At 66.1% G+C, this 25,693-nt stretch carries 19 protein-coding genes; 6 read left to right on the top strand and 13 right to left on the bottom strand.

Features of this window, described 5'->3' with window-relative positions; genetic code table 11:
• Positions 1 to 18 precede the first annotated feature (18 nt).
• Positions 19 to 2,349, top strand: coding sequence for a PAS domain-containing sensor histidine kinase (locus tag A3AS_RS0101530; protein WP_018315840.1), 2,331 nt, complete (start codon positions 19 to 21; stop codon positions 2,347 to 2,349).
• 3 nt (positions 2,350 to 2,352) lie between these two features.
• Here the strand turns inward: A3AS_RS0101530 and A3AS_RS0101525 are convergent, their stop codons facing one another.
• Complete coding sequence (locus A3AS_RS0101525) at positions 2,353 to 3,246, bottom strand: LysR family transcriptional regulator (RefSeq protein ID WP_018315839.1); 894 nt, start codon at positions 3,244 to 3,246, stop codon at positions 2,353 to 2,355.
• Positions 3,247 to 3,471: 225 nt separating this feature from the next.
• On the opposite strand from A3AS_RS0101525, the gene A3AS_RS0101520 reads away from it, so the two are divergent.
• The 5 genes from A3AS_RS0101520 to A3AS_RS0101500 are packed head-to-tail and all read left to right on the top strand — an operon-like array spanning position 3,472 to position 9,449.
• Positions 3,472 to 3,948, top strand: coding sequence for a formate dehydrogenase subunit gamma (locus tag A3AS_RS0101520; RefSeq protein WP_018315838.1), 477 nt, complete (start codon positions 3,472 to 3,474; stop codon positions 3,946 to 3,948).
• Entirely contained in the window at positions 3,945 to 5,501 is a 1,557-nt protein-coding gene (locus tag A3AS_RS0101515; protein ID WP_018315837.1) for an NADH-quinone oxidoreductase subunit NuoF, read from the top strand. Before A3AS_RS0101520 ends, A3AS_RS0101515 begins: the two co-directional genes overlap by 4 nt.
• Positions 5,502 to 5,511: 10 nt before the next feature.
• Entirely contained in the window at positions 5,512 to 8,397 is a 2,886-nt protein-coding gene (gene fdhF, locus A3AS_RS0101510; RefSeq protein ID WP_018315836.1) for a formate dehydrogenase subunit alpha, read from the top strand.
• 4 nt (positions 8,398 to 8,401) lie between these two features.
• Positions 8,402 to 9,229, top strand: coding sequence for a formate dehydrogenase accessory sulfurtransferase FdhD (gene fdhD / locus A3AS_RS0101505; protein WP_018315835.1), 828 nt, complete (start codon positions 8,402 to 8,404; stop codon positions 9,227 to 9,229).
• Entirely contained in the window at positions 9,219 to 9,449 is a 231-nt protein-coding gene (locus A3AS_RS0101500) for a formate dehydrogenase subunit delta (protein ID WP_018315834.1), read from the top strand. Before fdhD ends, A3AS_RS0101500 begins: the two co-directional genes overlap by 11 nt.
• Here the strand turns inward: A3AS_RS0101500 and A3AS_RS0101495 are convergent.
• The 12 genes from A3AS_RS0101495 to A3AS_RS0101440 form a co-directional block, all read right to left on the bottom strand.
• The gene (locus tag A3AS_RS0101495; RefSeq protein ID WP_018315833.1) at positions 9,409 to 12,393 is read right to left on the bottom strand and encodes a bifunctional [glutamine synthetase] adenylyltransferase/[glutamine synthetase]-adenylyl-L-tyrosine phosphorylase; all 2,985 of its coding nucleotides are present in this window, start codon (positions 12,391 to 12,393) and stop codon (positions 9,409 to 9,411) included. The two genes, A3AS_RS0101500 and A3AS_RS0101495, sit on opposite strands and share 41 nt — an antisense overlap.
• A complete protein-coding gene (locus tag A3AS_RS0101490) occupies positions 12,390 to 13,850 on the bottom strand; it encodes an ATP-binding protein (RefSeq protein WP_018315832.1) in 1,461 nt (486 codons plus the stop codon). Before A3AS_RS0101490 ends, A3AS_RS0101495 begins: the two co-directional genes overlap by 4 nt.
• Entirely contained in the window at positions 13,834 to 14,514 is a 681-nt protein-coding gene (locus tag A3AS_RS0101485; RefSeq protein WP_038947105.1) for a response regulator transcription factor, read from the bottom strand. The genes A3AS_RS0101490 and A3AS_RS0101485 overlap by 17 nt, the downstream gene beginning before the upstream one ends.
• 274 nt (positions 14,515 to 14,788) lie before the next feature.
• Positions 14,789 to 16,366 carry a Do family serine endopeptidase gene (locus tag A3AS_RS0101480; RefSeq protein ID WP_018315830.1) on the bottom strand — a complete coding sequence of 526 codons (1,578 nt, stop codon included), beginning with the start codon at positions 16,364 to 16,366 and terminating at the stop codon, positions 14,789 to 14,791.
• Between the two features lie 221 nt (positions 16,367 to 16,587).
• Positions 16,588 to 17,931: a methyl-accepting chemotaxis protein gene (locus A3AS_RS0101475; RefSeq protein WP_018315829.1), complete on the bottom strand. Its 1,344-nt coding sequence runs from the start codon at positions 17,929 to 17,931 to the stop codon at positions 16,588 to 16,590.
• Positions 17,932 to 18,035: 104 nt separating this feature from the next.
• On the bottom strand, positions 18,036 to 18,518 hold the full coding sequence (locus A3AS_RS0101470) for a cytochrome c-type biogenesis protein (protein ID WP_018315828.1): 483 nt from the start codon (positions 18,516 to 18,518) through the stop codon (positions 18,036 to 18,038).
• A 4-nt stretch (positions 18,519 to 18,522) separates the two neighbouring features.
• The gene (locus A3AS_RS0101465) at positions 18,523 to 20,505 is read right to left on the bottom strand and encodes a heme lyase CcmF/NrfE family subunit (RefSeq protein WP_018315827.1); all 1,983 of its coding nucleotides are present in this window, start codon (positions 20,503 to 20,505) and stop codon (positions 18,523 to 18,525) included.
• Positions 20,502 to 21,029 carry a cytochrome c maturation protein CcmE gene (gene ccmE / locus A3AS_RS0101460; protein WP_018315826.1) on the bottom strand — a complete coding sequence of 176 codons (528 nt, stop codon included), beginning with the start codon at positions 21,027 to 21,029 and terminating at the stop codon, positions 20,502 to 20,504. Before ccmE ends, A3AS_RS0101465 begins: the two co-directional genes overlap by 4 nt.
• Positions 21,030 to 21,066: 37 nt before the next feature.
• Positions 21,067 to 22,176 carry a c-type cytochrome biogenesis protein CcmI gene (ccmI, locus tag A3AS_RS0101455; protein ID WP_026201559.1) on the bottom strand — a complete coding sequence of 370 codons (1,110 nt, stop codon included), beginning with the start codon at positions 22,174 to 22,176 and terminating at the stop codon, positions 21,067 to 21,069.
• 131 nt (positions 22,177 to 22,307) lie between these two features.
• Complete coding sequence (locus tag A3AS_RS0101450) at positions 22,308 to 22,577, bottom strand: hypothetical protein (protein WP_026201558.1); 270 nt, start codon at positions 22,575 to 22,577, stop codon at positions 22,308 to 22,310.
• Between the two features lie 100 nt (positions 22,578 to 22,677).
• The gene (locus A3AS_RS0101445; protein ID WP_018315823.1) at positions 22,678 to 24,078 is read right to left on the bottom strand and encodes a hypothetical protein; all 1,401 of its coding nucleotides are present in this window, start codon (positions 24,076 to 24,078) and stop codon (positions 22,678 to 22,680) included.
• Positions 24,079 to 24,239: 161 nt separating this feature from the next.
• Positions 24,240 to 25,616: a sensor histidine kinase gene (locus A3AS_RS0101440; protein ID WP_018315822.1), complete on the bottom strand. Its 1,377-nt coding sequence runs from the start codon at positions 25,614 to 25,616 to the stop codon at positions 24,240 to 24,242.
• Between the last annotated feature and the right edge of the window lie 77 nt (positions 25,617 to 25,693).

Here is a 25,693-nt window from a genome sequence, read left to right as displayed (position 1 = left end):
TTTTAGGGGGCCGAAGGCATGTCGCGTGCAGACGCCGCGAACGCGTGCGTCCAATCCGATTCGATCAAGGGATTGGCGCAATCGATCGCGAAACCTGCCTATCATCGGCTCTTGATTGCAGAGCCGGCGCTTCGTCGCGCCGTGCCGACGCTCATCATCGCGTTCCTGATCACGATCTGCCTCGGCGCCTTCGTGCAGGTCGTCGATCAGACGCGTCAGAAGCGGCTGGTGATCCGGCACGACATCTCGGCGCTGGCCGACCTGCTCGCCGAACGCATCGACCGCCTGACCTCCGCCCGTCAGGAGCGGCTCAAGAACATCGAGAGCCTGCCGGCGCTGTTGCCGGATATGATCCCGTCCTGGGGCACGGCCTCGGGCCGCCACGTCATCGTCACCTCGGCCGGCGTCGATCGCCGTCTCCTCGCCCGCGTCCCAGTCGACAGCGACCCTTCCGGTAACGACCGCCTGCTCGATGCCATCACGACAGCACAATTGCTCGCGGCGCCGACACGCGACGGCAACGTCTCCGACATGACGCTGCCGACCGGCAACGCCGCGATGGCGACCTCGCGGCAGATCAAGTCGCTGCCGGGCTTCGTCACCGTGATCCAGGAGCGCAACGAGCCGATCTGGGGCTCGGACGCCGCGCTCTCGGTGACGCTGTCGGCGACCACCGGATTCGTCGTCCTGATCCTGGGCTTCGCCTTCCACTGGCAGTCCACCCGCGCCCGCGAAGGCGACCTCATCAACGACGCCGTGCGCGGCCGGATCGACACCGCCCTCAACCGCGGCCGTTGCGGGCTGTGGGACTGGGACCTGTCGCGCGGCCGGATCTTCTGGTCGCAGTCGATGTTCTCGATGCTAGGCCTCGACGGCCGCAACGAGCTCCTCACCTTCGGCGAGGTCAACGCGCTGGTGAAGTCCGACGACATCGACCTGTTCGCGATCGCCGACCAGCTCATCTCCGAGAAGATCGACCACATCGACCAGACCTTCCGGATGCAGCATGTCGACGGCCACTGGATCTGGCTCCGCGTCCGCTGCGAGAAGACGCGCGGGGCGACCGATTCCAGCGTGCACCTGATCGGGATCGCCGTCGACATCACCGAGCAGAAGAGCCTTGCCGAGAGGACCGTGGAAGCCGACCTCCGCCTGCGCGACGCGATCGAGACCATCCCGGAAGCCTTCGTGCTGTGGGACGCGAGCGACCGCCTCGTGCTCTGCAACTCGCACTTCCAGCGCCTGCACAAGCTGCCCGACACCGCCGTCATTCCGGGCACCTCCTACGAGACCGTGCTCGAGGTCGGCCGCATGCCGGAGGTGCGCACCCGCCACAACGAGACCGCTGCCCAAGGCCCCGGCGCGCGCACCTTCGAGGCGCAGCTCGACGACGGCAGCTGGCTGCACATCAGCGAGCGCCGCACCAAGGACGGCGGCTACGTCTCGGTCGGCACCGACATCACCCGCATCAAGGAGCACGAGCAGAAGCTGGTCGACAACGATCTGCGCCTGCGCGCCACCGTCATCGACCTGAAGCGCTCGCAGGCGGCCCTGGAGCGCCAGGCGGTCGAGCTTGCCGACCTCGCCGAGAAGTACCAGCGCGAGAAGACCCGCGCCGAGGAAGCCAACCAGACCAAGTCGAAATTCCTCGCCAATATGAGCCACGAGCTGCGCACGCCGCTCAACGCCATCATCGGCTTCTCCGAGATCATGGGCTCGGGCATGTTCGGCGAGCTCGGCAGCGAAAAGTACCAGGAATACTGCCAGGACATCCTGACCAGCGGCCACTATCTGCTCGAGGTCATCAACGACATCCTCGACATGTCCAAGATCGAGGCGGGCCGCATGAAGCTCGACATGGAAGAGCTCGACCTGTCGCGGACGCTGGCGGAATCCCTGCGGGTCGTCACCGGCCGGGCCCAGGACAAGCACATCACGTTAGATGCCGACATCGCAAAATCCATCTCCGTCGTCGCCGACCGCCGCGCCACCAAGCAGATCATCGTCAACCTGCTCTCCAACGCCGTGAAATTCACGCCGGACGGCGGACGCGTCGTGGTGCGCAGCCGGCAACTCGACGACCGGATCGTGCTGATGATCGCCGACACCGGCATCGGCATCGCGCCGCATTCGCTGGCGCGGCTCGGCCGCCCGTTCGAGCAGGTGGAGAGCCAGCTCACCAAGACCTATCACGGCTCGGGCCTCGGCCTTGCGATCGCCCGCTCGCTGGCGCAACTCCACGGCGGCTCGATGCGGCTGCGCTCCAAGATCGAGGTCGGCACCGTCGTCCGCGTGACCCTGCCGCGCGACGCGATCAAGGCTGCGTCCGGGATTTCGGCGGCGGCGTGATCCCTACAGCTGCAGCGACGGCGCGACTTCCCGCGCGACATTGACCAGCGCTGCGATCAGCGGCGTCATCGGATCGCGCTGCGGGATCACCATGCCGATGCTGTAATTGACGTCAGGATCGGTGATCGGGATCGAGCGCACCGTGTCGGACAGGCCGAGCGTCTCGGCAAGCTTGGCCGGCATCACGCTCGCCCAGCGCCCCGTCTTCACATGCGTGAACAGCACCAGCAGCGAGTTCGAGGTCAGCGTCGGCGTCGCCTCCGCGCCGACCGAACGCAGCGCGCGGTCGATGATGCGGCGGTTCTGCATGTCGGGCGTCAGCAGGCACAGCGGCACCTGCCCGACTTCCTTCCAGGTCACCGTCTCGCGGTCGCCAAACATGCCGTCCGGCGACGTCAGCAAACGATAGCTCTCGTTGTAGAGCGGAATGGTCCGCACCTTGCCGATCGGCTCGTTCTCGATATAGGTCAGCCCCGCATCGACCTCGAGATTTTCGAGCAATCCCAGCACCTCCGATGAGGTCGTTGAGCGGATGCTGAAACGCACCTCGGGATGCCTTGCGCGAAACGGCGTCGTCAGCGCGGCCACCATGCCGAGCACGGTCGGTATCGCCGCGATGCGGATTTCGCCGGAGAGCTGATGCTTCAGCCCGTTGATCTCGTCACGCATCGCGCGGGCATCGCCGACGATCCGCCGCGCCCAGTCGAGCGCCCGCTCGCCTTCCGGGGTGAACCCCTGGAAACGGGAGCCGCGCTGCACCAGCATCACGCCGAGGATCTCCTCGAGCTGCTTGAGCCCGGTCGACATCGTCGGTTGCGTCACGCCGCAGACCTCCGCCGCGCGTCCGAAATGCCGCTCCTTCGCCAGCGCCAGCAATAGTTCAAGTTTGTCGATCAACCGGTCGTCCCCTCGAATTCCATCGTGGCATGCAAGCTAGCACGCCGGGCCTGCGCCAACACGCAAAAACCGGCAGCCGATCCAACTTCCATTACCAATTCGTATCGGTCGATTGCGGTTGCAAATCGATCCGAATTCGCAATCGCAGCACGGGACAGCTTTATTGATCTTCGAATGATTCCAACTAGTTTGCGCCCAAGGAAACGCTCTGGTTGAGAACGAAGAATGACAGCGGTTTTTGAGCCTTGGAACGAGACGCGCGGCGCCGAAATCATCGCCGAGCACGCCAACCAGGAGGGCGCGACGCTCGTCATCTTGCACGCGCTGCAGGAGGCGTTCGGCTACGTGCCGGAGGCCGCCATTCCCATGGTCGCGCAGGCGCTCAACCTGTCGCGCGCCGAAGTCCACGGCGTATTCACGTTCTATCATGATTTCCGCCACAAGCCGGCCGGCCGCCACGTGCTGAAGCTCTGCCGCGCGGAGGCCTGCCAGGCCGCGGGCGGCGATGCCTTGGCGGCGCGCGCCGAAGCAAAACTCGGCGTGTCGCTCGGCAACACGACGGCCGACGATCGTGTCACGCTGGAGCCGATCTACTGCCTCGGCCTGTGCGCCACCGCCCCGTCCGCAATGCTCGACGGCCGCCTCATCGGCAGGCTCGATCAGAAGCGCCTCGATGCGTTGATTGTGGAGGCACAGCGATGAGCTTGCGTCTGTTCGTCTCACGCGACGCCGGCGCGATCGCCGTTGGTGCTGATCAGGTTGCGCTGGCGCTTGAGCAGGCAGCAGCCGGGCGCGGCATTGCAGTCGAGATCGTCAGGACGGGCTCGCGCGGCATGTACTGGCTGGAGCCGCTGGTCGAGGTGGCGACGCCACAGGGCCGGATCGCTTTCGGCCCGGTTACTGAAGCCGATGTGCCCTCCCTGCTCGACGCGCTCGCGAGCAACACGCCACATCTGCTGCGGTTGGGGGCGACCGACGAGATTCCCTGGTTGAAGCGCCAGACCCGCCTCACCTTCGCCCGTTGCGGCGTGATCGACCCGCGTTCGCTCGACGACTACCGCACCCATGGCGGCTACAAGGGGCTGGAGTGCGCGCTGTCACTCGGCTCGGATGCGATCCTCAACGAAGTCACGGCCTCGGGCCTGCGCGGCCGCGGTGGCGCCGGCTTCCCGACCGGCATCAAATGGAAGACGGTCACGCAGGCCAAGGCCGACCGTAAGTTCATCGTCTGCAACGCCGACGAAGGCGACAGCGGCACTTTCGCCGACCGCATGATCATGGAAGGCGATCCCTTCCTGGTGATCGAGGGCATGACCATCGCCGGCATCACCGTCGGCGCGACCAAGGGCTACATCTACATCCGCAGCGAATATCCGCATGCGGTCGAAGCGATGAACGCTGCGATCCGGGCTGCCAAGCGCGGCGGTTATCTCGGCGACAAGATCGGCGGATCCACCCACAGCTTCGACCTCGAAGTCCGGGTCGGCGCCGGTGCTTACGTCTGCGGCGAGGAAACTTCGCTGCTGGAGAGCCTCGAAGGCCGCCGCGGCATCGTGCGGGCCAAGCCGCCGCTGCCGGCGCATCACGGCCTGTTCGGCAAGCCGACCGTCATCAACAACGTGCTGTCGTTCGCGGCCGTCCCCTTCATCCTCGCCGAGGGTGCCAATGCCTATGCGGATTTCGGCATGGGCCGCTCGCGCGGCACGATGCCGATCCAGCTCGCCGGCAACATCCGCTATGGCGGGCTGTATGAAACCGCTTTCGGCGTGACGCTTGGCGAGCTCGTCGACGACATCGGCGGCGGCACGTTCACGGGCCGGCCGGTCCGCGCCGTGCAGGTCGGCGGTCCGTTAGGGGCCTATTTCCCCCGTGCCCTGTTCGACACGCCGTTCGACTACGAGGCCTTCGCAGCGCGCGATGGCCTGATCGGCCATGGTGGCATCGTCGTGTTCGACGACAGCGTCGACATGCGCAGGCAGGCGCGCTTCGCCATGGAATTCTGCGCCGTCGAATCCTGCGGCAAGTGCACGCCCTGCCGGATCGGCTCGACCCGCGGCGTCGAGACCATCGAGAAGATCATCAACGGTGAGCGCGTCAGCGAAAATCTCGCGCTGGTCGAAGACCTCTGCAACACCATGAAATTCGGCTCGCTCTGCGCGCTCGGCGGCTTCACGCCCTACCCTGTGCTCAGTGCATTGAAGCACTTCCGGGAGGATTTCATTCCGGCACCGACCACGCTTCAGGCCGCGGAATAGGAGAACGACAATGTCTCTGATCGAAGAAATCGACTTCGGCACGCCGGCTTCCAAATCGGAAACGATGGTAACGCTGACCATCGACGGCAATGAGGTCACGGTGCCCGAGGGCACCTCGATCATGCGCGCCGCGATGGACGCCGGCCATCAGATCCCAAAACTCTGCGCCACCGACATGGTCGATGCGTTCGGCTCCTGCCGGCTCTGCCTCGTCGAGATCGAGGGCCGCGCCGGCACGCCGGCCTCCTGCACCACGCCGGTGATGAACGGGCTCGTCGTGCACACCCAGACCGAGCGGCTGAAGAAGCTGCGCAAGGGCGTGATGGAGCTCTACATTTCCGACCATCCGCTCGACTGCCTCACCTGCGGCGCCAACGGCGATTGCGAGCTGCAGGACATGGCCGGCGCCGTGGGCCTACGCGACGTGCGCTACGGCTATGAGGGCGAAAACCACGTCTTCGCCAAGTCACCTGGCAAGAGCCACGGCTGCGACAACGACCATTGGATGCCGAAGGACGAGTCCAATCCCTATTTCACCTATGATCCCTCCAAGTGCATCGTCTGCTCGCGCTGCGTCCGCGCTTGCGAGGAGGTGCAAGGCACCTTCGCGCTGACCATCTCCGGCCGTGGCTTCGACAGCCGCGTCTCGCCGGGCATGAGCGAAAGCTTCCTCGGCTCGGAATGCGTCTCCTGCGGCGCCTGCGTGCAGGCCTGCCCGACCGCAACGCTGACCGAAAAATCGGTGATCGAAATCGGCCAGCCCGAGCACTCCGTCGTCACCACCTGCGCCTATTGCGGCGTCGGCTGCACTTTCAAGGCCGAGATGCGCGGCGAGGAAGTCGTGCGCATGGTGCCGTACAAGGACGGCAAGGCCAATCGCGGCCATTCCTGCGTCAAGGGCCGCTTCGCCTGGGGCTACACCAACCACGGCGAACGCATCCTCAATCCGATGATCCGCGAACGGATCGAGGATCCCTGGCGCGAAGTGTCCTGGGACGAGGCGTTCTCGTTTGCCGCCGCCAAGATGCGCGGCATCCAGAAGACATACGGCCGCGATGCCATCGGCGGCATTACCTCGTCCCGCTGCACCAATGAAGAGACCTATCTGGTGCAGAAGCTGATCCGCGCCGGCTTCGGCAACAACAATGTCGACACCTGCGCCCGCGTCTGCCACTCGCCGACCGGCTATGGCCTTGCCACCACCTTCGGCACTTCCGCAGGCACGCAGGATTTCGACTCGGTCGAGGACACTGACGTCGTCCTTGTGATCGGTGCCAATCCGGCCTCCGCTCATCCGGTGTTCGCGTCCCGCCTGAAGAAGCGGCTGCGCCAGGGCGCCAAGCTGATCGTGATCGATCCGCGCCGCACCGAGATGGTGGAATCGCCGCATGTGAAAGCGCTGCACCTGCCCCTGATGCCCGGCACCAACGTCGCGGTCATGACCGCGCTGGCGCATGTCATCGTCACCGAGGGCCTCGTCAACGAAGCCTTCGTGCGCGAGCGTTGCGACTGGAGCGAGTTCGAGGAATGGGCGGCCTTTGTCGCGCAGCCCAAGAACAGCCCGGAAGCCACCGCCATCCTCACCGGCGTCAACCCGAAGGATCTGCGCGAAGCCGCCCGCACCTACGCCACCGGCGGCAACGGCGCGATCTATTACGGCCTCGGCGTCACCGAGCACAGCCAGGGCTCGACCACCGTGATCGCGATCGCGAACCTTGCGATGGTCACGGGCAATATCGGCCGTCCCGGCGTCGGCGTGAACCCGCTACGCGGCCAGAACAACGTGCAGGGCTCCTGCGACATGGGCTCGTTCCCGCACGAGCTGCCCGGCTATCGCCACATCTCCGGCGACGCAGTGCGCGATCAGTTCGAGGCGCTGTGGAACGTCAAGCTCAACCCCGAGCCGGGCCTGCGCATTCCCAACATGTTCGATGCCGCGGTCGAGGGCACCTTCATGGGGATCTACGTGCAGGGCGAGGACATTCTGCAGTCCGATCCCAACACCAAGCACGTGGTGGCTGCACTGTCCGCGATGGAATGCGTCATCGTCCACGACCTCTTCCTCAACGAGACCGCGAACTACGCCCATGTCTTCCTGCCCGGCTCGAGCTTCCTCGAGAAGGACGGCACCTTCACCAACGCTGAGCGCCGCATCCAGCGCGTGCGCAAGGTGATGACCCCGAAGAACGGCATGGCCGATTGGGAGGTCACCATCGGCCTTGCCAAGGCGATGGGTTTCGAGATGAACTACAGCCATCCTTCCGAGATCATGGACGAGATCGCGGCGCTGACGCCGACCTTCTCCGGCGTCTCCTACGCCAAGCTCGACGAGCTCGGCTCGGTGCAGTGGCCCTGCAACGAGAAGGCGCCCGAAGGCACGCCGGTGATGCATATCGACGGCTTCGTCCGCGGCAAGGGCAAGTTCGTCGTCACTGAATATGTCGCGACCGACGAGCGCACCGGTCCGCGTTATCCGCTGCTGCTCACGACCGGCCGCATCCTCAGCCAGTACAATGTCGGCGCGCAGACAAGGCGCACCGACAACGTGGTCTGGCACGCCGAGGACCGGTTGGAGATTCATCCGCACGATGCCGAACAGCGCGGCGTGCGCGACGGCGACTGGGTGCGGCTGAAGAGCCGCGCCGGCGAGACCACGCTGCGTGCGGAGATCACCGATCGCGTGGCGCCCGGCGTCGTCTACACCACCTTCCACCATCCGGACACGCAGGCCAACGTCATCACGACCGACTATTCGGACTGGGCGACCAACTGCCCCGAATACAAGGTGACGGCGGTCGAGGTCTCGCCCTCGAACGGCCCGTCCGACTGGCAGAAGGCCTATGACGCCCAGGCGCGCCAGTCGCGGCGCATTGCGCCGGCCGAGGCCGCGGAGTAACCGCATGCATGTAGCTGTCCAGGCGATCGATCGCGGAATCTGGCGCAACGGCGTCGCGTCCGAAGGAACGCGGTTCATTCCGGAGGAGACGCCGCTGGCTCTGACCTATAATGGCGGCACTTACGCCGTCATGATGGGAACGCCGCAGAACCTGGAAGATTTTGCGGTCGGCTTCAGCCTGAGCGAAGGCATCGTTAAATCGGTCGACGACATCCGCTCGCTCGAAATTGTTCGCCTCGACGACGGCATTGAGCTGCGGATGTGGCTGGCGTCGGATGACGCGGCACTGATCAGCGAGCGCCGCCGCCACGTCGCCGGTCCCACCGGCTGCGGCATCTGCGGTATCGAGTCGATTGCCGAAGCCGTGCGACCCGCTGCGGTCGTGCCGCAGGGGCAGAGCTTCACGCCGGAAGAAATCATGACGGCGATGCAGGCGATCGCGCCGCTGCAATCGATCAATCTGCAGACCCGCGCGGTTCATGCCGCCGCGTTCTGGTCCCCTGCCGGCCACATCGTCGCGCTGCGTGAGGATGTCGGCCGCCACAACGCGCTGGACAAGCTCGCAGGCGCCCTCGCGCGCAGCCGCACCGACGCAGGCGCCGGCATGGTGCTGCTAACGAGCCGTGTTTCGGTCGAGATGGTGCAGAAGACTGCGGCGATCGGCGCGCCGGTGATGATCGCGGTGTCCGCGCCCACCGCGCTCGCGGTGCGTACCGCGGAAGCCGCGGGCATCACGCTGATCGCCATTGCCCGCCAGGATGGGTTCGAGGTGTTTTCGCATGGTGACCGGATCGTCGGTCGCCATGCCACGGAGGTTGCCGATGTCGCCTGACCGCCTGATCTACATGGCCAACCAGATCGGCAAGTTCTTCGAGAGCCAGGGCCACGGCAAGGCCGTGCCGGGGATCGCCGAGCACATCAAGAAGTTCTGGGATCCCAGGATGAAGCGCGCGATCTTCGCCCATCTCGATGCCGGCGGCGCGGGGCTCGAGCCTGACGTCCGCGAGGCGCTCAGCTCGTTGAAGGCAACGTCCCTTCCAGCAGCGCCCTGAACACGCGCCGCACCTCGCTCTGCGTCTCCTTCACGCGCGCCTCCAGCGACGAGAAATCCGGCGCGTCGCCGGCCCGCGCCATCACGCGTTGCAGATCGGTGCCCGCGGTTTCCGGCTTGAAGCGGTCGCTGACGCAGAGCCGCAGGATCTGCGTGAGGTCGTGATAGAGCCGTGCGGCCGCACGCAATATCTCGGTCTCCGATTGCGGGAGGACGCCGAGCCTGCATGCATTGTCGAGCACCTGCAACGTGCTGACGTCGAGGATCTCCGGCTTATCGTGCGCGTGCACGAGCTGGAGATATTGCGCGATGAAATCGATGTCGACCATGCCGCCGGCGGCATGTTTGAGATCCCAGCAATCGGCCTCGCCCTTCTCCTGGGCGATCGCGCGTCGCATGTCGGCGACGTCGTTGGCGGTGATTGCGGAATCGCGGCGGCGGGTCAGGACGCCGCGGATGACGCGTTCGATCCGCATCCGGAATTCGGGCGAAGCCGACACCACGCGCGCGCGCGTCAGCGCCATGTGCTCCCAGGTCCAGGCCTCGTTGGCCTGGTAATCCGCGAATGAGACGAGGCTCGAGGCTACGGGACCGGCGCGCCCTGAAGGACGCAGCCGCATGTCGATCTCGTAGAGCACGCCATAATTGGTGCGCGTCGTGAACGCGCTGATCAGGCGCTGGGTCAGCCGCGCAAAATAATGCGGACCCTGCAGCGATTTCGGCCCATCGGAGTCCGGATTGTCGCTGTCGAAATCGTAGAGCAGGATCAGATCGAGATCGGATGAGGCCGTCATCTCGCGGCTGCCGAGCCGGCCCATCGCGATGATCGCGGTCTCCTGCCCCTTGATCCGGCCATGCTGGGCCGCGAAGCGGTCGGCAACGAGGCCATGCACGGTGTGGACGATTCCTTCGGCGACGTCGGCAAAGGCCGTGCTCGCCTGCTGCGCCGAGACGGTGCCGGAGAGAATGCGCGTGCCGATCAGGAACAGGCTCTCCTGCCCGAACAGGCGCAGCCGATCGAGGAACTCTTCGTATGAGCCGGCGTCCTGCACGGTCGCAGCCAACCGCCCCGACAATTCCTGCCTGTCCGGCATGGCGCCGAAGAAGCGCGGATCGATCAGGCCATCCATCAGCTGCGGCTGCCGCGCCAGCATCTCGCCGAGCCGCGGCGCCGCACCGAGCACCAGCGCGACCAGCGCGACGAGCTCGCGGTTCTGGCCGAGCAGGGTGATCAGCCGGCCGCCGCGCTGGAGCGCCCCAAGGAATTGATCGAACGCCACGACGGCGCGATCCGGCTCCTCGGCATGGGCAAGGCCGTCGATCAGGGCCGGCACGAACTCGACGAAGGCGCTGCGCGTCGCCTCATTGCGGAACACGCGATAGTCGCCGGTGATCCAGTCGCGCACCGTCTGCGCGACCGCGGCAGGCTTCTTGAATCCGAGCGTCGCGAGGTGCTGGAGCAGGCGCGGATCCTCGGGACCCGCACGGTAGTCGAGCGCGGGCAGCTTTGCCGTGCCGGTCGGATCGTCGCCTTCGAACAGTTTTTCGTAGTGCCCCTGCACGATCTTGAGCTGTCGCAGCAGCTCGCCCGCGAAGGCCTCGCGATCCGCATAGCCGAAGAAGCGCGCAAAGCGCTCGACCGCGTCCTTGTCCTCAGGCAGCGCATGGGTCTGCTCGTCGGCGATCATCTGGAGACGATGCTCGACCCGGCGCAGGAATTCGTACGCAATGGTCAGCTCGTCACGCGCCGCAACGGTGATCCAGTTGCTGGAGGCGAGAATGTCGAGCGCCTCGAGTGTCGGCCGCACCCGCAATTCCGGATGGCGGCCGCCGGCGATCAATTGCTGGGTCTGCGCGAAGAACTCGATCTCGCGGATGCCACCGCGGCCGACCTTGACGTTGTGCCCTTCCACCGCGACCTCGCTTTGGCCGCGATAGGTTTGCATCTGCCGCTTCATGTCGTGGACGTCGGCGAGCGCGGCGAAATCGAGATGCTTGCGCCAGACGAAGGGCGCGATCTCGGCGAGCAATGCCTCGCCCGCCCTGGCATCACCGGCGCAGGCACGCGCCTTGATCATCGCGGCGCGCTCCCAGGTGCGCCCTTCCCGCTCGTAATAATTCAGCGCGGCGTCACGGGAGATCGCGACCTGGGTCGAGGATGGATCGGGACGCAGGCGCAGGTCGACGCGAAACACATAGCCGTCATAGGTGCGCTGCTGCAGGATGCGCGCCATCCCCTGCGTGACCCGGACGAAGAACGGCTGCGGCTCGATGTCCGCTGAAAGCGTTGTCTCGTCGGGATCGAAGAACACGATGAGATCGATATCGCTGGAATAGTTCAGCTCGCCCGCCCCCATCTTGCCCATCGCGAGCACGATCAGGCCGCAACCCTCCTCGGGCGCCTCGGGATTGGGCGGCGAGATCTTGCCCCGTGCGGCTTCCTGCCGCAGCAGGTATTGGAGCGCCGCCTGCACCGAGGACACCGCGACATCGGTCAGCGCCGCCGTCACCCGCATCACCGGCCAGACCCCGCCGATGTCGCACAAGGCGGTCAGGAGCGCGGCCTCAGCCTTCATGCGGCGGAGCAGTCGCATCACCTCGGCCTCGTCAGGGGCCGCGAGCACCGCCCCCCTCGCCTCCGCGATGAGCGCCGTCAGATGCGCATCCGGATCGCATTCGAGCAACCGGATCAGGCGCAAGGCATCGGCGCGCACCAGATCGAACAGATAGGGCGAGAATTCCGCGATACCGGTCAGGATGTTCCGGGCGAAGGGCTGCGTCAGCAGCGTTTCGAGACGCGCCGATTGGGTCGGCTCGAGCTCGGACAGCCAGCTTTCAAGACGTCGTTCGTCGGTTGTGGAAGCGGCAATATGGGGAGCCTCCGCGAAGCGCGCGGCCAGCCTCTCACCATGCTTGTCCGCGTTTCCCGGCGCGGAGTGGTTCATGCCACCTTCTGTGGCACATCCGGTATTGGCGGAGCAACCCTGTCGCCGGCCCCGGCGCGCGCGGGCAGCGCCAGCGTTGCGACGAGACCGGGTTGGGCGTCGCCCAGCCTCAACTCACCGCCGTGCAATGTCGCAACCGCAGAAGCGAGGCTGAGACCGAGGCCGGAGCCCGGCAGCGTGCGGCTCGCTTCCAGGCGAACGAATCGTTCGACGGCATGCGCGCGGTCGGCTTCGGGGATGCCGGGACCGCGATCGGTGACGCTGAGCAGCACCTTGTCGCCGTCGCGTCGGGCCTCGATCGTGATCGGCCTCGCGTCCATGCTGACCACGGTTCCGCCGGCCTGCGCGACCGGCTTGCCGTATTTGATCGCATTCTCGACCAGATTGGCGAGCGCCTGGCTGATCAACTCGCGATTGGCGTGAACCGGCGTCGGCTCGGCCTTGACCTTCAAGGTCATGCCGTCGTCTTCGGCGAGCGGCTCGTAGAGCTCGTGGATGCCGTTGGCGACCTCTGCGGCGTCGAAATCATCCATGTTGCCGCGCGCCTGCCCTGACTCCGCGCGCGCGATCATCAGCAGCGCGTTGAAGGTGCGGATCAATCCGTCGGATTCCTCGATGGTCCGCTCCAGCGCCGCGCGGTAATCGGCTTCGCAGCCCGATTTCGCCAGCGCCTCCTCGGCGCGGTTGCGCAAGCGCGTCAGCGGCGTCTTGAGGTCGTGGGCGATGTTGTCGGAGACTTCCTTCAAGCCGGCCATCAGCGCCTCGATCCGCTCCAGCATGGCATTGAGATTTTCCGCGAGGCGGTCGAGCTCGTCGCCGCTGCGTCCCACCGGGAGACGCCCGCTGAGATCGCCGGTCATGATGCGCTGCGCGGTCCCGGTCATCGCGTCGATGCGCCTCAGCACGCGGCGCGCGACGAAGATGCCGCCGCCGAGACCGAGCACGACGACGATCAGGATCGACCATTGCGCCGCCTTGGCGACGATGCCGAACAGGCGACGCCGTTCGGCGAGGTCGCGGCCGATCAGAAGCCGGAAGCCGTTTTCCAGTTCGGTGACGCGCACGAGCGCGCGATGGTCGCGGTCGTCGGCGTCCTCGATCCGCCGGTAGGCCGTCTCCGACCAGCCCCGCGTCGCCATCACGCCGGGCGCCAGCGAGCCGACATTGCCGGCGATCGCCTGCCCCGTCGGCGTCGTCACGAGATAGAGGTTGGCGCCCGGGCGCAGCGCGCGGTATTCGATCGTGCGCACCAGGCGAAACATGCCGCCGCGGCCGTAGATCTCGTTGATTTCCGAGGTCTCGGCATTGACCGTCTGCGTGATTTCCTCGGTGATCAGCCGCCGCGTATTCCAGGCGAAATAGGCCAGCAGCGAAGCCGCGAACATCGCGAACAGCAGCAGATAGACCAGCGTCAGCCGGAACGCCGTGGTGCGGACGAGTTTACCGAATGCCGTCACGGATCATGTACCCGGCGCCGCGGATCGTATGCAGCAGCGGCCGCTCGAAGCCCTTGTCGATCTTGGAGCGCAGCCGCGAAATGTGCACGTCGATCACGTTGGTCTGCGGATCGAAATGATAGTCCCAGACGTTCTCGAGCAGCATCGTGCGCGTCACCACCTGGCCGGCATGCTTCATCAGATATTCGAGCAGGCGGAATTCGCGCGGCTGCAGCGTCAGCTCGTCCTTGCCGCGGGCGACGCGATGAGAGAGCCGGTCGAGCTCGAGATCGCCGACGCGGTAGAGCGTGTCCTCGGCAGGTCCCCCGCGGCGGCGCGACAGCACCTCGACCCGGGCCAGCAGCTCGGCGAAGGAATAGGGTTTTGGCAGATAGTCGTCGCCGCCGGCGCGCAGGCCCTTGATGCGGTCGTCGACCTGTCCGAGCGCGGAGAGAATCAGCACCGGCGTCGTGTTGTCCTGGTCGCGCAGCGCACCGATCAGCGACAGGCCGTCGCGCTTGGGCAGCATGCGGTCGACCACCAGCACGTCGTAATCGCCGTTCTCAGCCATGGCAAGGCCTTCCTCGCCGTCGGCGGCGTGGTCGGCAATGTGTCCGACTTCGCGAAACGCCTTCACGAGGTAGTCGGCGGATTCGCGGTCGTCTTCAATGATGAGGAGGCGCATCGTGCGTTCGGCGGCGGTCAAGGAGGTCAACCTTCTCTAAACATGGCGCGAGCGGCAATCGCATGCAAGCCGAGGGGGAGACTCTGGCATCGAGAAAAAGGCGGGCGGTGAAGCTGGGGGGACTTCACCGCCCTAGGCCTTCCGACGGAGGGGGGCGTAATTCCACCGGAAGGTAGACAGGGGAAGCGAACGTTGCGCTGCTTCCCAGAAGGGCGCCGTCGGCGGGGGCGACTGATGCCGGCGACACCCTTCATCTCGTAGGCCTCCTGAAGCCTCAGCCCTTGGCGAGGGGCACCGCGACGAAGCGCGACTGGCCGCCGCTCTTCACGCGCATCAGGACGCTGTTCTTGTTGTCGGTCCGCGCCATGTTGATGGCATCGCGAACTTCGCCGGCGGTGGCCACGCTCTTGCCGCCGACTTCGAGAATCACGTCGCCTTCCTTGAAGCCGCGCTCGGCCGCGGCGCTCTTCGGATCGACTTCGGTGACCACGACGCCTTCCTTGCCGGCGCCGGCCACCGAATTGGCGGGCGCAACGGTCATGCCGAGCTTGGGCACGTCGGTGCCCTTGCTCGCACCCTTGCCGCTGTCATTGTCGTTATCGGCCTTGGCCTCGACCGTGTTCGGCAATTGGCCGAGCGTCATGTTCACGACCTTGTCCTGGCCCTTGTGCAGCACGTTGAGCTTCACGGTCGCACCGGGTGCCATGCCGCCGATGGTGCGGGCAAGCTCGCGGGCGTCCTTGACCGCCTCGCCATTGACCGCGGTGATCACGTCGCCGGACTCGATGCCGGCCTTCGCGGCCGGACCGTTCGCTTGCGGCTCCGCCACCAGCGCGCCTTCGGCCTTCTTCATGCCGAGGCTGTCGGCGATGTCGGAGGTGACAGGCTGAATCTGCACGCCGATCCAGCCGCGGCTGACCGAGCCCTTGTCCTTGAGCTGGGCGACCACGCTCTTCACGGTGCTCGCGGGAATCGAGAACGCGATGCCGACGCTGCCGCCCGAGGGCGAGTAGATCGCGGTGTTGACGCCCATCACTTCGCCGTTGGTGTCGAAAGCGGGACCGCCGGAATTGCCCTTGTTCACGGGCGCGTCGATCTGGATGAAATCGTCGTACGGACCGTTGCCGATGTCGCGGCCGCTCGCCGAGACGATGCCCGCGGTCACGGTGCCGCCGAGGCCGAACGGATTGCCGACCGCGAGCACCCAGTCGCCGATCCGCGGCTTGGCGTCGGCGAGCTTGGCGAACGGGAAGTTCGAGCTGCCCTCGACCTTGATCAAAGCGAGGTCGGTGCGCTGGTCGGTGCCGATCACCTTGGCGGTGTGGGTCTTGCCGTCATCGGTGGTGACCTCGACCTTGTCGGCGCCGTCGACCACGTGGTTGTTGGTCACGGCAAAGCCGTCAGCCGAGATGAAGAAGCCCGAGCCCTGACCCTGCACGACGCGGCCACGGCCGCCCTTCAGGCCCGGGAAACCATCCGGACCGCCGAAGCGGCGGAAGAAGCGCTCCATCGGCGAGCCCGGCTGGAACGGCGAGGAGGAATCATCGCCGTCGTCGTTGCTCGCGGTCTTCTCCTTGATGTTGACCTTCACCGAGATCACCGACGGCTTCACACGCTCGACGATGTCGGCGAAACCGACCGGGCGTTCGACCTTGCGGACCTCGTTGTTAACCTGCGCATGCGCCGGGGTCGAGAACAGGTCGGCCGGCGAGGTCGAGGGGCTGAAGCCATAGACGGCCGCGCCGAGACCGGCGACGACCGAGGCCATCAGCGCGAACTTGCGCGCGGAAAACACCGACCGGCGCGGCTGCCGGTAGGACGGAAGGTTCGAGAGGTCGGGACGGTCGGTCATGCGGAGATCTCCAGGGCCTTGAAATCCATTTGGTGCCCGATGGCGGCACCTTACGGTCCTGAAGATGGGGGCTCCCGCCTTACCGTGCGCTGGCGGCGGGGTTAAACTTTTGTAATGAAGGGCCATGCGTGATGCGGCAGTTCAGCGCAGACCGAAAATTGTGGCCTCACAGGAACTTAACCGAGTTCCCGTGATGGCGTCGCAGGCGCGTTTTGGCGCGCTCAGCTTGCCCTGACGCTGACGATGAACTCGTCGACCTCGCGCTTCAGGGTCGCGGCCTGCTGCGACAGGTCGACCGCGGAATCCCGCGCCTCGGCGGCCATGCGGCCGGTCTGTGCGGAGGTCGAGGTGATCTGGACGATATGGTTGGAGACGTCGAGGGTTCCGTGCGCGGCGTTCTGGGCGCTGCGCGTGATCTCCTGCGTGGCGTTGCGCTGCTGGGCGGTATCGACCTCGATGCCGGACATGATGGACGAGATCTCCGACAGCGTCTTGGAAATGCCGTCGATCGCGCCGCGCGTCTCCGCGGTGATGCCCTGAATGCTGGCGACATGAGAGGTGATCTCCTCCGTCGCCTTGCTGGTCTGATGCGCCAGATTCTTCACCTCGGAGGCGACCACCGCAAACCCCTTGCCGGCCTCTCCTGCCCGCGCCGCCTCGATGGTGGCGTTCAGCGCCAGCAGATTAGTCTGCGATGCGATCGCCTGCACGAGCTGCACGACCTCGCCGATCTTGTCGGCGGCATCCGACAGCGTGTGGATGGTGTCGCGGCTCTTCTCCGCCTGGGACGCCGCGCCCTCGGCGCGCTGGGTCGCGTCGGTGACGCGGCGGCTGATCGTGCCGATCGAGTTCGTCATCTCCTCGGCAGAACCTGCGACCGTCTGCACGCTGGCGCTGGCCTGGCTCGCCGCGCTCGCGACTGCATTGGCCTTGGTGCTGGTGTCGTTGGCGGTCCGCGACAGCGTCTCGGCGTTGCTCTTCAGATGCACGGCCGATGAGGCCACGCTGTCGACGACGCTGGCGACGAGATCGTTGAAGCGCTTGATCCGGTCGTCCAGGAATTTCGATCGCTCGGCCTGGTGCTGGGCTTCGCGCAGCTGCTGCTCGGTGAGATGGCGCCGCTCGAGCCCGTTGGTCTTGAAGACCTCCAGCGCACCGGCGAGCAGGCCGATCTCGTTGGTGCGGCCAAGCCCCGGAACCGATGTCTGGAATTTCTGGTCGGCGACCTCGCGCATGGCGTGCACGATCGCGGCCAGCGGACTGAGGATGCCGTTGCGCACGGCGAACCAGGTGGTGAAGCAGATCGCGACGGCGACGACGGCGATCACGCCGCAGGCCATCAGGAAATAGGAGAACGCAGTCTGCGCCTGCTGGTAGATCTGCATGGCGTGGTCGCGCGCGGGGCCGCTCAGCGTGGCGAAGTCCGCCGACAGGCTGGTGATCTCGTTGTTGAGATAGAGCACCGCGATGAAGCCGGTGCCGCCGCCAATGCCCAGCAGAAACAATAATGCAGTGACGACGGCGCCGACCAGGAAGCGGATCGTCAGATTGCTGTTCGCGAACATGGGGGACCCAAAGGCTGGAATCGAATCTTGCGACAAGCTTCCAGACAAAGGTCAACAGAGCATGAAACAAGCTGCGCCAAGCGGCTTAAGTATCATTACGTAGCCTAGGACGACTTCGCATCATCGGACATCAACGCAGCGAGCCGCGCCTGTTCGTCCGCAGTCAGCGGCGGAGCAGGTACGTCTGCACCACTGCGCGCACGACGCCGGATTTGCAGCCAAAGCGCCACTCCGCCGCCGATCAGCAGCAGCGGCCCGAGCAGCCACAGCAGCAGGGTCTGACGTTCGAAGCGTGGTTTCAGCAGCACGAACTCGCCATAGCGCGCGACCAGGAAGTCGAGCACCTGCGAGTTGCTGTCGCCGGCGCCGATGCGCTCGCGCACCAGGAGCCGCAGGTCGCGCGCCAGCGGCGCATCGGAATCATCGATCGACTGGTTCTGGCAGACCATGCAGCGCAGCTCGCGCGACAGCTCCCGCGCGCGGGCTTCCTTGGCGGGATCCGGCATGATCTCGTCGGGCTGCACGGCGTGGGCCGCCGGCAAGGCCAGCAGCATCAGCAGGACGAACGCGGCCATCATCCGGCGCATCGGATCACTCCGCCGGCTGGAGGCGCTGCTTGGCCCGCGCCGGCTTCGGCGCGCCGACCCGCAGGCGCCGGTCGGACAGCGACAGCACGCCACCGAACGCCATCAGCACCGGCCCCCACCAGATCAGCAGCACCAGCGGCTTGTGATAGATCCGCACGGCGATGGCGCCCTCGGCATTGGCCTCGCCGAGCGAAATGTAGAGCTGGCTCGCGCCGCGCGTCAGTAGCGCGGCCTCGGTGGTCGAGGAGCCGCGGGTGGTGAAGCTGCGCTTGGAGGGCGTCATGACGCTGAGCGGCTTGCCATCGAGGCCGACGTTGAACTCGGCGATCATCTCGCGGTAATTCGGGCCCTGACGCTGCAGCAACCCGTCGAGCTTCACGTCGAAGCCGGCGATGTGGGCGACGTCGTTCTGCTTCATGGTCGCGATATATTCGCTATTCCAGGTGGTTTCGCAGACGATCCCGATCAGCGCGACGCCGAGGCCGGCATGCGCGAACGCCGTGCCCCAGGCCGAGCGCGGCATGCCGCGCGCCCGGTGCAGCACCGTTGCGAACGGCAGCCGCACGAAGCCGGTCCGTTCGACGATGTCGGTGACCGCGCCGCCGATGACGAAGATGCCAAGCCCGATCGCGAGCGGCGCCAGCGTGCTGCCCCCGCTGGCCCAGCCCCAGGCGATGGCGACGGCGACGAGCCCGGCAACGCCCGCAGCTAACAGGCGCTGCGTCACGCCGAGCAGATCGCCGCGCTTCCACGCCAGCATCGGCCCGAACGGCACGGCAAGCAGCAAGAGGGTAAACAGCGGCGCGAAGGTGAGATTGTAGAAGGGCGCACCGACCGACATCTTGAAGTCGGCGAGCATTTCCATCGCGAGTGGATAGAGCGTGCCGAACAGCACGACCGCGCAGGCGACCGTGAGCAGCAAATTGTTCAGCACCAGCGCACCCTCGCGCGAGATCGGCGCGAACAGGCCGCCCTGCTTCAACGACGTGGCGCGGCCCGCGAACAGGGCCAGGCTGCCGCCGATGAACAGGCAGAGGATCAGCAGGATGAACACGCCACGGGTGGGATCGGTGGCGAAGGCGTGCACCGAGGTGATGACGCCCGAGCGCACCAGGAAGGTGCCGAGCAGTGACAGCGAGAAGGTCAGGATCGAGAGCAGGATGGTCCAGACCTTCAGCGCGTTCCGCTTCTCCATCACCAGGGCCGAATGCAGCAGCGCGGTACCGGAGAGCCACGGCATCAACGAGGCATTCTCGACCGGATCCCAGAACCACCAGCCGCCCCAGCCGAGCTCGTAATAGGCCCAGTACGAGCCCATGGCGATGCCGAGCGTCAGGAATATCCAGGCGACCAGCGTCCACGGACGCACCCAGCGCGCCCAGGCCGCATCGATCCGGCCCTCCATCAGCGCCGCGATTGCGAAGGAGAACGAGATCGAAAAGCCGACATAACCGAGATAGAGCATCGGCGGATGCACGGCGAGCCCGATGTCCTGGAGCACCGGATTGAGATCGCGGCCCTCGACCGGCGGGGTGGCGATGCGCAGGAACGGGTTCGATGTCACGAGGATGAAGAGGTAGAAGGCGCTGGCGACCCACGCCTGCACGGCGAGCACGTGCGCGCGCAGCGACAGCGGCAGATTGTTGCCGAACGCGGCGACCAGTCCGCCGAACAGCGCGAGGATCGACACCCACAACAGCATCGAGCCTTCATGGTTTCCCCACACGCCGGTGATCTTGTAGAGCAGCGGCTTCATCGAGTGGGAATTCTCGTAGACGTTGGCGACGGAGAAGTCCGAGTTCACGTGCAGCATCACGAGAGCGACGAACGAGGCACCGACGAACAGCAGCTGCGCCAGCGCCGTGGAGCGCGCCACATTCATCAGCGCGACATCGTTCAGGCGTGCGCCGATCAGCGGCACGATCGACTGGATCAATGCGAGCCCAAGCGCCAGCACCAGCGCGTAATGTCCGGATTCTGCGATCACCGCATTGCTCCCTGCGGGTTGCCCTGCGCGGTCGTCGCCGCGGGCTTGCCCGCGTCAGACGTCTTGCCGCTATCACACGGCTTGCCGCCGTAATCGTCCTTCCAGTGCCCCTGCTTCTTCAGGGCGTCGGCGACGTCCTTGGGCATGTAGGTCTCGTCGTGCTTGGCAAGCACCGTATCGGCCTTGAACACGCCATGGGCGTCGAGCGCGCCTTCAGCGACGACGCCCTGCCCCTCGCGGAACAGGTCGGGCAGGATGCCCTTGTAGGCCACCGGCAGCTTGGCATTGCCGTCGGCAACCTCGAAGGTCACCGCGAGATTGTCACCGCGCTGGAGCGAGCCGGGCTGCACCAGTCCACCGAGGCGAAACCGCTTGCCTGGCTCGACGTGCTTCTCGGCGACCATGGTCGGCGTCGAGAAGAACACGATGGAGTCGCGAAGTGCATTGAGCACCAGCGCGGCCGCGAGCGCGAGCACGGCGAGCGAGCCGCCGATGATGGTCATACGTCGCTGCTTGCGCGTCATGGCGTATCCGTTCTCCACTTCGCTCGTCCCGACATCGTCATCCGCCGAGCCCGAGAGTCCTGAGGCCTTCGTTGAGCTGGCGCAGCCGCTCGGCGTCGCTGGCAACCGCCTGCCGGGCATCGGCCGATGCCCCCATGGCTTTGTCCCGCTCGCCCATCACGAGATAGGCGCGCACCAGGCGCAACCATCCATCGACGTCGTCGCCGTTCTGCTTCAACCGGGTGGCCAGACGATCGACCATGCCGCGCACCATCGCGTTGCGATCGCCTTCGGCCATATCCTTGGACGCAGCGATCGTCTCGTCCGACAGCGCCGGCATCGTCCCGCCACCGACCCGCGCCAGCGAGGATTGCACCAGGGCACGCCACGGCGCATCCGCGGGCGCTTTCACAAGCAGCGCGCGCCAGATCGTGACTGCATCGCCCTTGCGACCATCCTGCTCGGCGGCAAGGCCCAGGAAGTAGTTCGCCTTGGGATCGTCCGCGTTCAGGGCCTGCGCACGCTCGAACTCCGCCTTGGCCTCGACGGTCACCACACCGCCGGCGGCAGCCGAGATCGCTTCGCCGAGATCGGACCGGCGCTCCGCGCTCTCGCCATTGTAGGTGAGCGAGTTGCGATAGGCGCGCACCGCATCGTCGAAACGGCCGAGCCGCTCCAGCACCGGCGCGAGCACATTCCAGCCGCGCCCGTCGGTCGGATTCTTCTCCAGATGCTGCTGGACCTGCACGACGAGATTCTCGAGCGACTGCGCCACGCCGGACCCGGATCCGCGCTCGCGCTCCGCCAGGGGAAAGTCCTGAAGCCGGGGCGAGCCGAGTGGCATGTAAATGCCGATCGCAACGAGCGGCAGGCCCGCGAGCGCCAGCACGGCCGCCGCGCGGCGCCATTTGAGATTCGATTTCGGCGCCATGGCTGGCTCGCTGGCGGCCGCAGCGAGCAGCCTGCGGCTGATCTCGACGCGCGCAGCCTCGGCGTCCGGCGCGGGAATCAAGCCTGCGGCGAGATCACGCTCGATCTCGGCCAATTGGTCCTTGTAAACCGCGACCTCGCTGCCCTGGTCTTGCGCGCGTCCATTGCGGCCAAGCGGCCAGAGCACGGCGAAAATCGCCGCGACCGTCATCAGCGCGAACACGAACCATAGCGTCATCTGGCAAGCTTCCGGCAGCGCACGAACCGCGCCCATAGGTGGCTTTACACCACGGCCGGACGATGCGGCAATTGACAATTGTCAATTTGGCGCGACCGCGCGCGGTCTCGAAACGGTGAAAATCCAACGGCTTAGCCGATCTCGAAGTCCGTACTTTGCGCGGCGTCCTCACCGTGGCCGTTGATGGCCCTCAGGAAGTATGTTCCCGGCTTGACTGCATCCGGCAATCTGATGCGCAGCGCTCCGACCGGAACCGGGGATGCAACCCTCGTGATTGTCTCGGAGAGTTGCCGACCGCTTGCCTTCTCGACCAGCACCACTTTGGCACCGACCATCAGTCTCTGATACTTGGCAACAATGATGCGGTTCTCGATTTCAATGGAGCTGATAACGGGTTTCATGCGCCCACAAATAGAAGTTCCCCAGACTTGCACGGGGACCGTACGGCGCACCACCGATACCGTCAACCACAAATTGTGATCACGAAAATATGCGCTTAGGTTAGCTCGCGCGCGACGATTTGCGCTCGCCGGTCGCTGCGTTCTCCGCGGCCCGGCTCATCAACGAGGCGTAATCATCGCCAAACAGCACCTGGCAGAAGCGAATCGCGGCCTGCACCTGCTGCTGCCGATAGGTGCGGACCTTGTGATCGGCGGCGCGCAGCGACTGCACCAGCTGCTCGGTCGAACGTTCGACATATTGCTGGAGGTCGGAATAGGTGCGCAGCGTCACCTCGTTGATCGCAAGCTCGCTCGCATAATTGCGGCAGGTCGCGACGAAATCGATCAGCGCCGCCGTTTCCTCCACCTCGGTGCTGTCGATCCGCGCCCCCGGCGGAATGTCTTTCTCGGGGCGCTGGCGCAGGATGCGGCGAACGCGGCCGGGAACGCTGTCGATCTCGGATTGCAGCGCATTGGAGATGTCGGCCCGGATCGAGGTCAGTTGCTTGCCCCAGGCGGAATCGTTGCGCAGGTCGAGCTCGGTGCGCAGGCCGCGCACGCCGTCGTGCAACGCCTTGAGGTTGCCGGCAACATTGTCGAAATGGCCGCGCTTGATGTCCATGCGCAGGGTGGCGGCAACACAGGACAGGTCGTGCAGCGCGATCGTGACGGCAACGCCGTAAGGCGTCGCCGCGACGCGGATCTCGTCGTCGGACGCGGCAATCTTGATGGCGAGGCGGATGATCTGCCACGGGGCCGTCATCCGCTGCACCACGATCGACAGCGCGAAGGGCAGCATCTGCGGCGTCTGCAGGACCGGAATGTTGAGCGCCGACGTCACCGAGGCGATCTGGGGATCGCCGAAAGCGCGCAAGGTGCGCGGCAGCTTCTCGTTCAGGCCGGCGATGGCCTCCCGGACCTGAAGCACCGCTCCGATCGAATAGAGGTCCTCGATCACGTTGGGCGCGCCGACCCGGGCCAGCGCGCGCGATTTGTCGCCGCCGCCCGGTCCCGTCAGCTCGAAAATGGCATCCGCAGCCACCCCCTGGAGCTTCTGCGCGAGGGCCTCGACCTGCCCCGCACTATCGGGGGGCATCCGCGCCAGCGCGGCTTCGAATTCGTTCACCTTATCCGGTGCGCCGTCGCGGCCGAGCCATTGCCAGATCGGCTGGAGCGAGGTGCGGCGGATCTGCCCGACCCGCAGCGGGACGCCAGCCTCGATCAGGAACGGTTCCAGCGCCTGGAACAGCAGCCGCGACAGATCGTCCGTGCGCGGCGGCGGAGCTTCATCGGCTTCGGACTTGCGGACGATCTTGCGCAACTGCTCGAGCACCAGGGTCGCGACAGCCGTGTCCTGGCCGCGCTCCAGCGCGCGCTCGAACTCCCGCATCAGCAGCGCCTGCGCCTGCGGCGGGAGCTGCGCGAGATATTCCCTCAGCCGCTCGATCGATGTCTGGCTCATGCGCCCGGGTAATGCACGGTAAAATGGCGGACATGGGATGGGTCCGGCGCGATCATAGGAGGCCCCCACTTAAGAAGCCGTTTAGGACGTCGGACCGAATCCCACCAGTTTGCTGCGGCCGGGCATCGACGAGGACGAAATAATCTTGTCGGAACAATGGATTACATGCCGGGAAGGACCAGTTCAGCGCGCAGGCCGCCGGTCGGCGCACCACCGAGCGAGAGGCTGCCGCCATAGAGCGCGGCGAGGTCGGTCACGATCGACAGCCCCAGACCCGAGCCGGGCTTGGACTCGTCGAGCCGCTGGCCGCGCCGCGAGACCTGCGCACGCTCGGCTTCCGACAGGCCGCGGCCGTCGTCATCGACGATGATCCGCAGCCGCGGGCCCACCCCCGCCTGGTGCGGCGGCTCCACGAGGACCTCGATGAAGACGCGCAAGGCCGCCCATTTGCAGGCATTGTCGACGAGATTGCCGACCATCTCCTCCAGATCCTGCCGCTCGCCGCGAAATTTTGCCGACGGATCGGCCTTGGCTTCGACCACGATGCCGCGGTCGCGATGGATCTTCTCCATGGTCCGCCGCAATGCCTCGATGGCCGGCGCCACTTCCGTCACGGTCGCGACCACCGAGACCCGCGCGGCGATGCGCGCACGCTCCAGGTGATGAGCGACCTGGTCGCGCATCACATCGGCCTGCTCCATCACCTTGGCCGCGAAGGGATCGGTGATGTGGGCGCCGGCCTCGTTGACGATGACCGAGAGCGGCGTCTTGATCGCGTGGGCGAGATTGCCGACATGGGTGCGCGCGCGCTCGACGATCTCGCGATTGGCATCGATCAGCGCGTTGGTCTCGCGCGCCAGCGGCGCGATCTCGACCGGGAATTCGCCCTCCAGCCGCTCCGCCCGCCCGGAACGGATGTCGGCGATCGATTCCGAGATGCGCTTGAGCGGTGCGAGGCCGAAGCGGACCTGGAACACGGTCGTCAGCAGCAGCACGATGCCGAGCGCGGTGAAGGTGCCGCCGAGATAATAGTCGAAGCTGCGCGTCTCGTCGAAAATCTCGGTGTCGTCGCCGGCGACGCTGACCAGAAACTTGCCGTCGGCGCCGAGATCGACGGGACGCTCGACCATGCGCAGATTCTGCCCCTCGGGCCCGTCGACATAGGCCAGCCGGATGCCGGCGGCGGTGAGCTCGGCGCCCTGCTCTTCCAGCTTCGGCAGCTTCTTGTCCCAGAGCGAGCGCGAGGAGCGTACCTCCGGTTTCTCGGTGTCGGTCCGCGTGATCTGCCAGTACCAGCCGGACAGCGGCAGCTCGAACAGTGGCTCGCCCAGCGACTGGAACTGGCGGTCGGGCGGCTCGTCGGGAGTTGCGACCTCGGCGATGAGGGTGCGGAGATAGAGATTGAGCCGCCTGTCGAAGGCGCGCTCGGTGGCGTTCTTGTAGACCGACGACAGCACCACGCCGGTGATGGCCAGGATCACCACGAGCCAGGCGGTCGCCGACAGGAACAGGCGGGTCGCAAGCGAACTAGCGGCCATCGGAATGATCCCGGGAGGCGCAGGATGGCGGGGCGTCAGAGCTCATGACCGGACCAAGGCCCCTGCCGGGCTGCCCG

Source organism: Bradyrhizobium sp. WSM2793 (assembly GCF_000379585.1).
GTDB lineage: Bacteria > Pseudomonadota > Alphaproteobacteria > Rhizobiales > Xanthobacteraceae > Bradyrhizobium.
Note: the sequence above shows the minus strand (reverse complement) of the source record. Positions and strands in the feature narration are given on the sequence as shown.

Excerpts from the sequence above, each read along its gene's own strand:
- A3AS_RS0101450 (WP_026201558.1), bottom strand. The coding sequence starts at position 22,577 with ATGAAACCCGTTATCAGCTCCATTGAAATCGAGAACCGCATCATTGTT.
- fdhF (WP_018315836.1), top strand. The coding sequence starts at position 5,512 with ATGTCTCTGATCGAAGAAATCGACTTCGGCACGCCGGCTTCCAAATCG.
- A3AS_RS0101515 (WP_018315837.1), top strand. The coding sequence starts at position 3,945 with ATGAGCTTGCGTCTGTTCGTCTCACGCGACGCCGGCGCGATCGCCGTT.
- A3AS_RS0101470 (WP_018315828.1), bottom strand. The coding sequence starts at position 18,518 with ATGCGCCGGATGATGGCCGCGTTCGTCCTGCTGATGCTGCTGGCCTTG.
- A3AS_RS0101485 (WP_038947105.1), bottom strand. The coding sequence starts at position 14,514 with ATGCGCCTCCTCATCATTGAAGACGACCGCGAATCCGCCGACTACCTC.
- A3AS_RS0101530 (WP_018315840.1), top strand. The coding sequence starts at position 19 with ATGTCGCGTGCAGACGCCGCGAACGCGTGCGTCCAATCCGATTCGATC.
- A3AS_RS0101480 (WP_018315830.1), bottom strand. The coding sequence starts at position 16,366 with ATGACCGACCGTCCCGACCTCTCGAACCTTCCGTCCTACCGGCAGCCG.
- A3AS_RS0101445 (WP_018315823.1), bottom strand. The coding sequence starts at position 24,078 with ATGAGCCAGACATCGATCGAGCGGCTGAGGGAATATCTCGCGCAGCTC.
- A3AS_RS0101475 (WP_018315829.1), bottom strand. The coding sequence starts at position 17,931 with ATGTTCGCGAACAGCAATCTGACGATCCGCTTCCTGGTCGGCGCCGTC.
- A3AS_RS0101495 (WP_018315833.1), bottom strand. The coding sequence starts at position 12,393 with ATGAACCACTCCGCGCCGGGAAACGCGGACAAGCATGGTGAGAGGCTG.
- A3AS_RS0101500 (WP_018315834.1), top strand. The coding sequence starts at position 9,219 with ATGTCGCCTGACCGCCTGATCTACATGGCCAACCAGATCGGCAAGTTC.
- ccmI (WP_026201559.1), bottom strand. The coding sequence starts at position 22,176 with ATGACGCTATGGTTCGTGTTCGCGCTGATGACGGTCGCGGCGATTTTC.
- ccmE (WP_018315826.1), bottom strand. The coding sequence starts at position 21,029 with ATGACGCGCAAGCAGCGACGTATGACCATCATCGGCGGCTCGCTCGCC.
- A3AS_RS0101440 (WP_018315822.1), bottom strand. The coding sequence starts at position 25,616 with ATGGCCGCTAGTTCGCTTGCGACCCGCCTGTTCCTGTCGGCGACCGCC.
- fdhD (WP_018315835.1), top strand. The coding sequence starts at position 8,402 with ATGCATGTAGCTGTCCAGGCGATCGATCGCGGAATCTGGCGCAACGGC.
- A3AS_RS0101520 (WP_018315838.1), top strand. The coding sequence starts at position 3,472 with ATGACAGCGGTTTTTGAGCCTTGGAACGAGACGCGCGGCGCCGAAATC.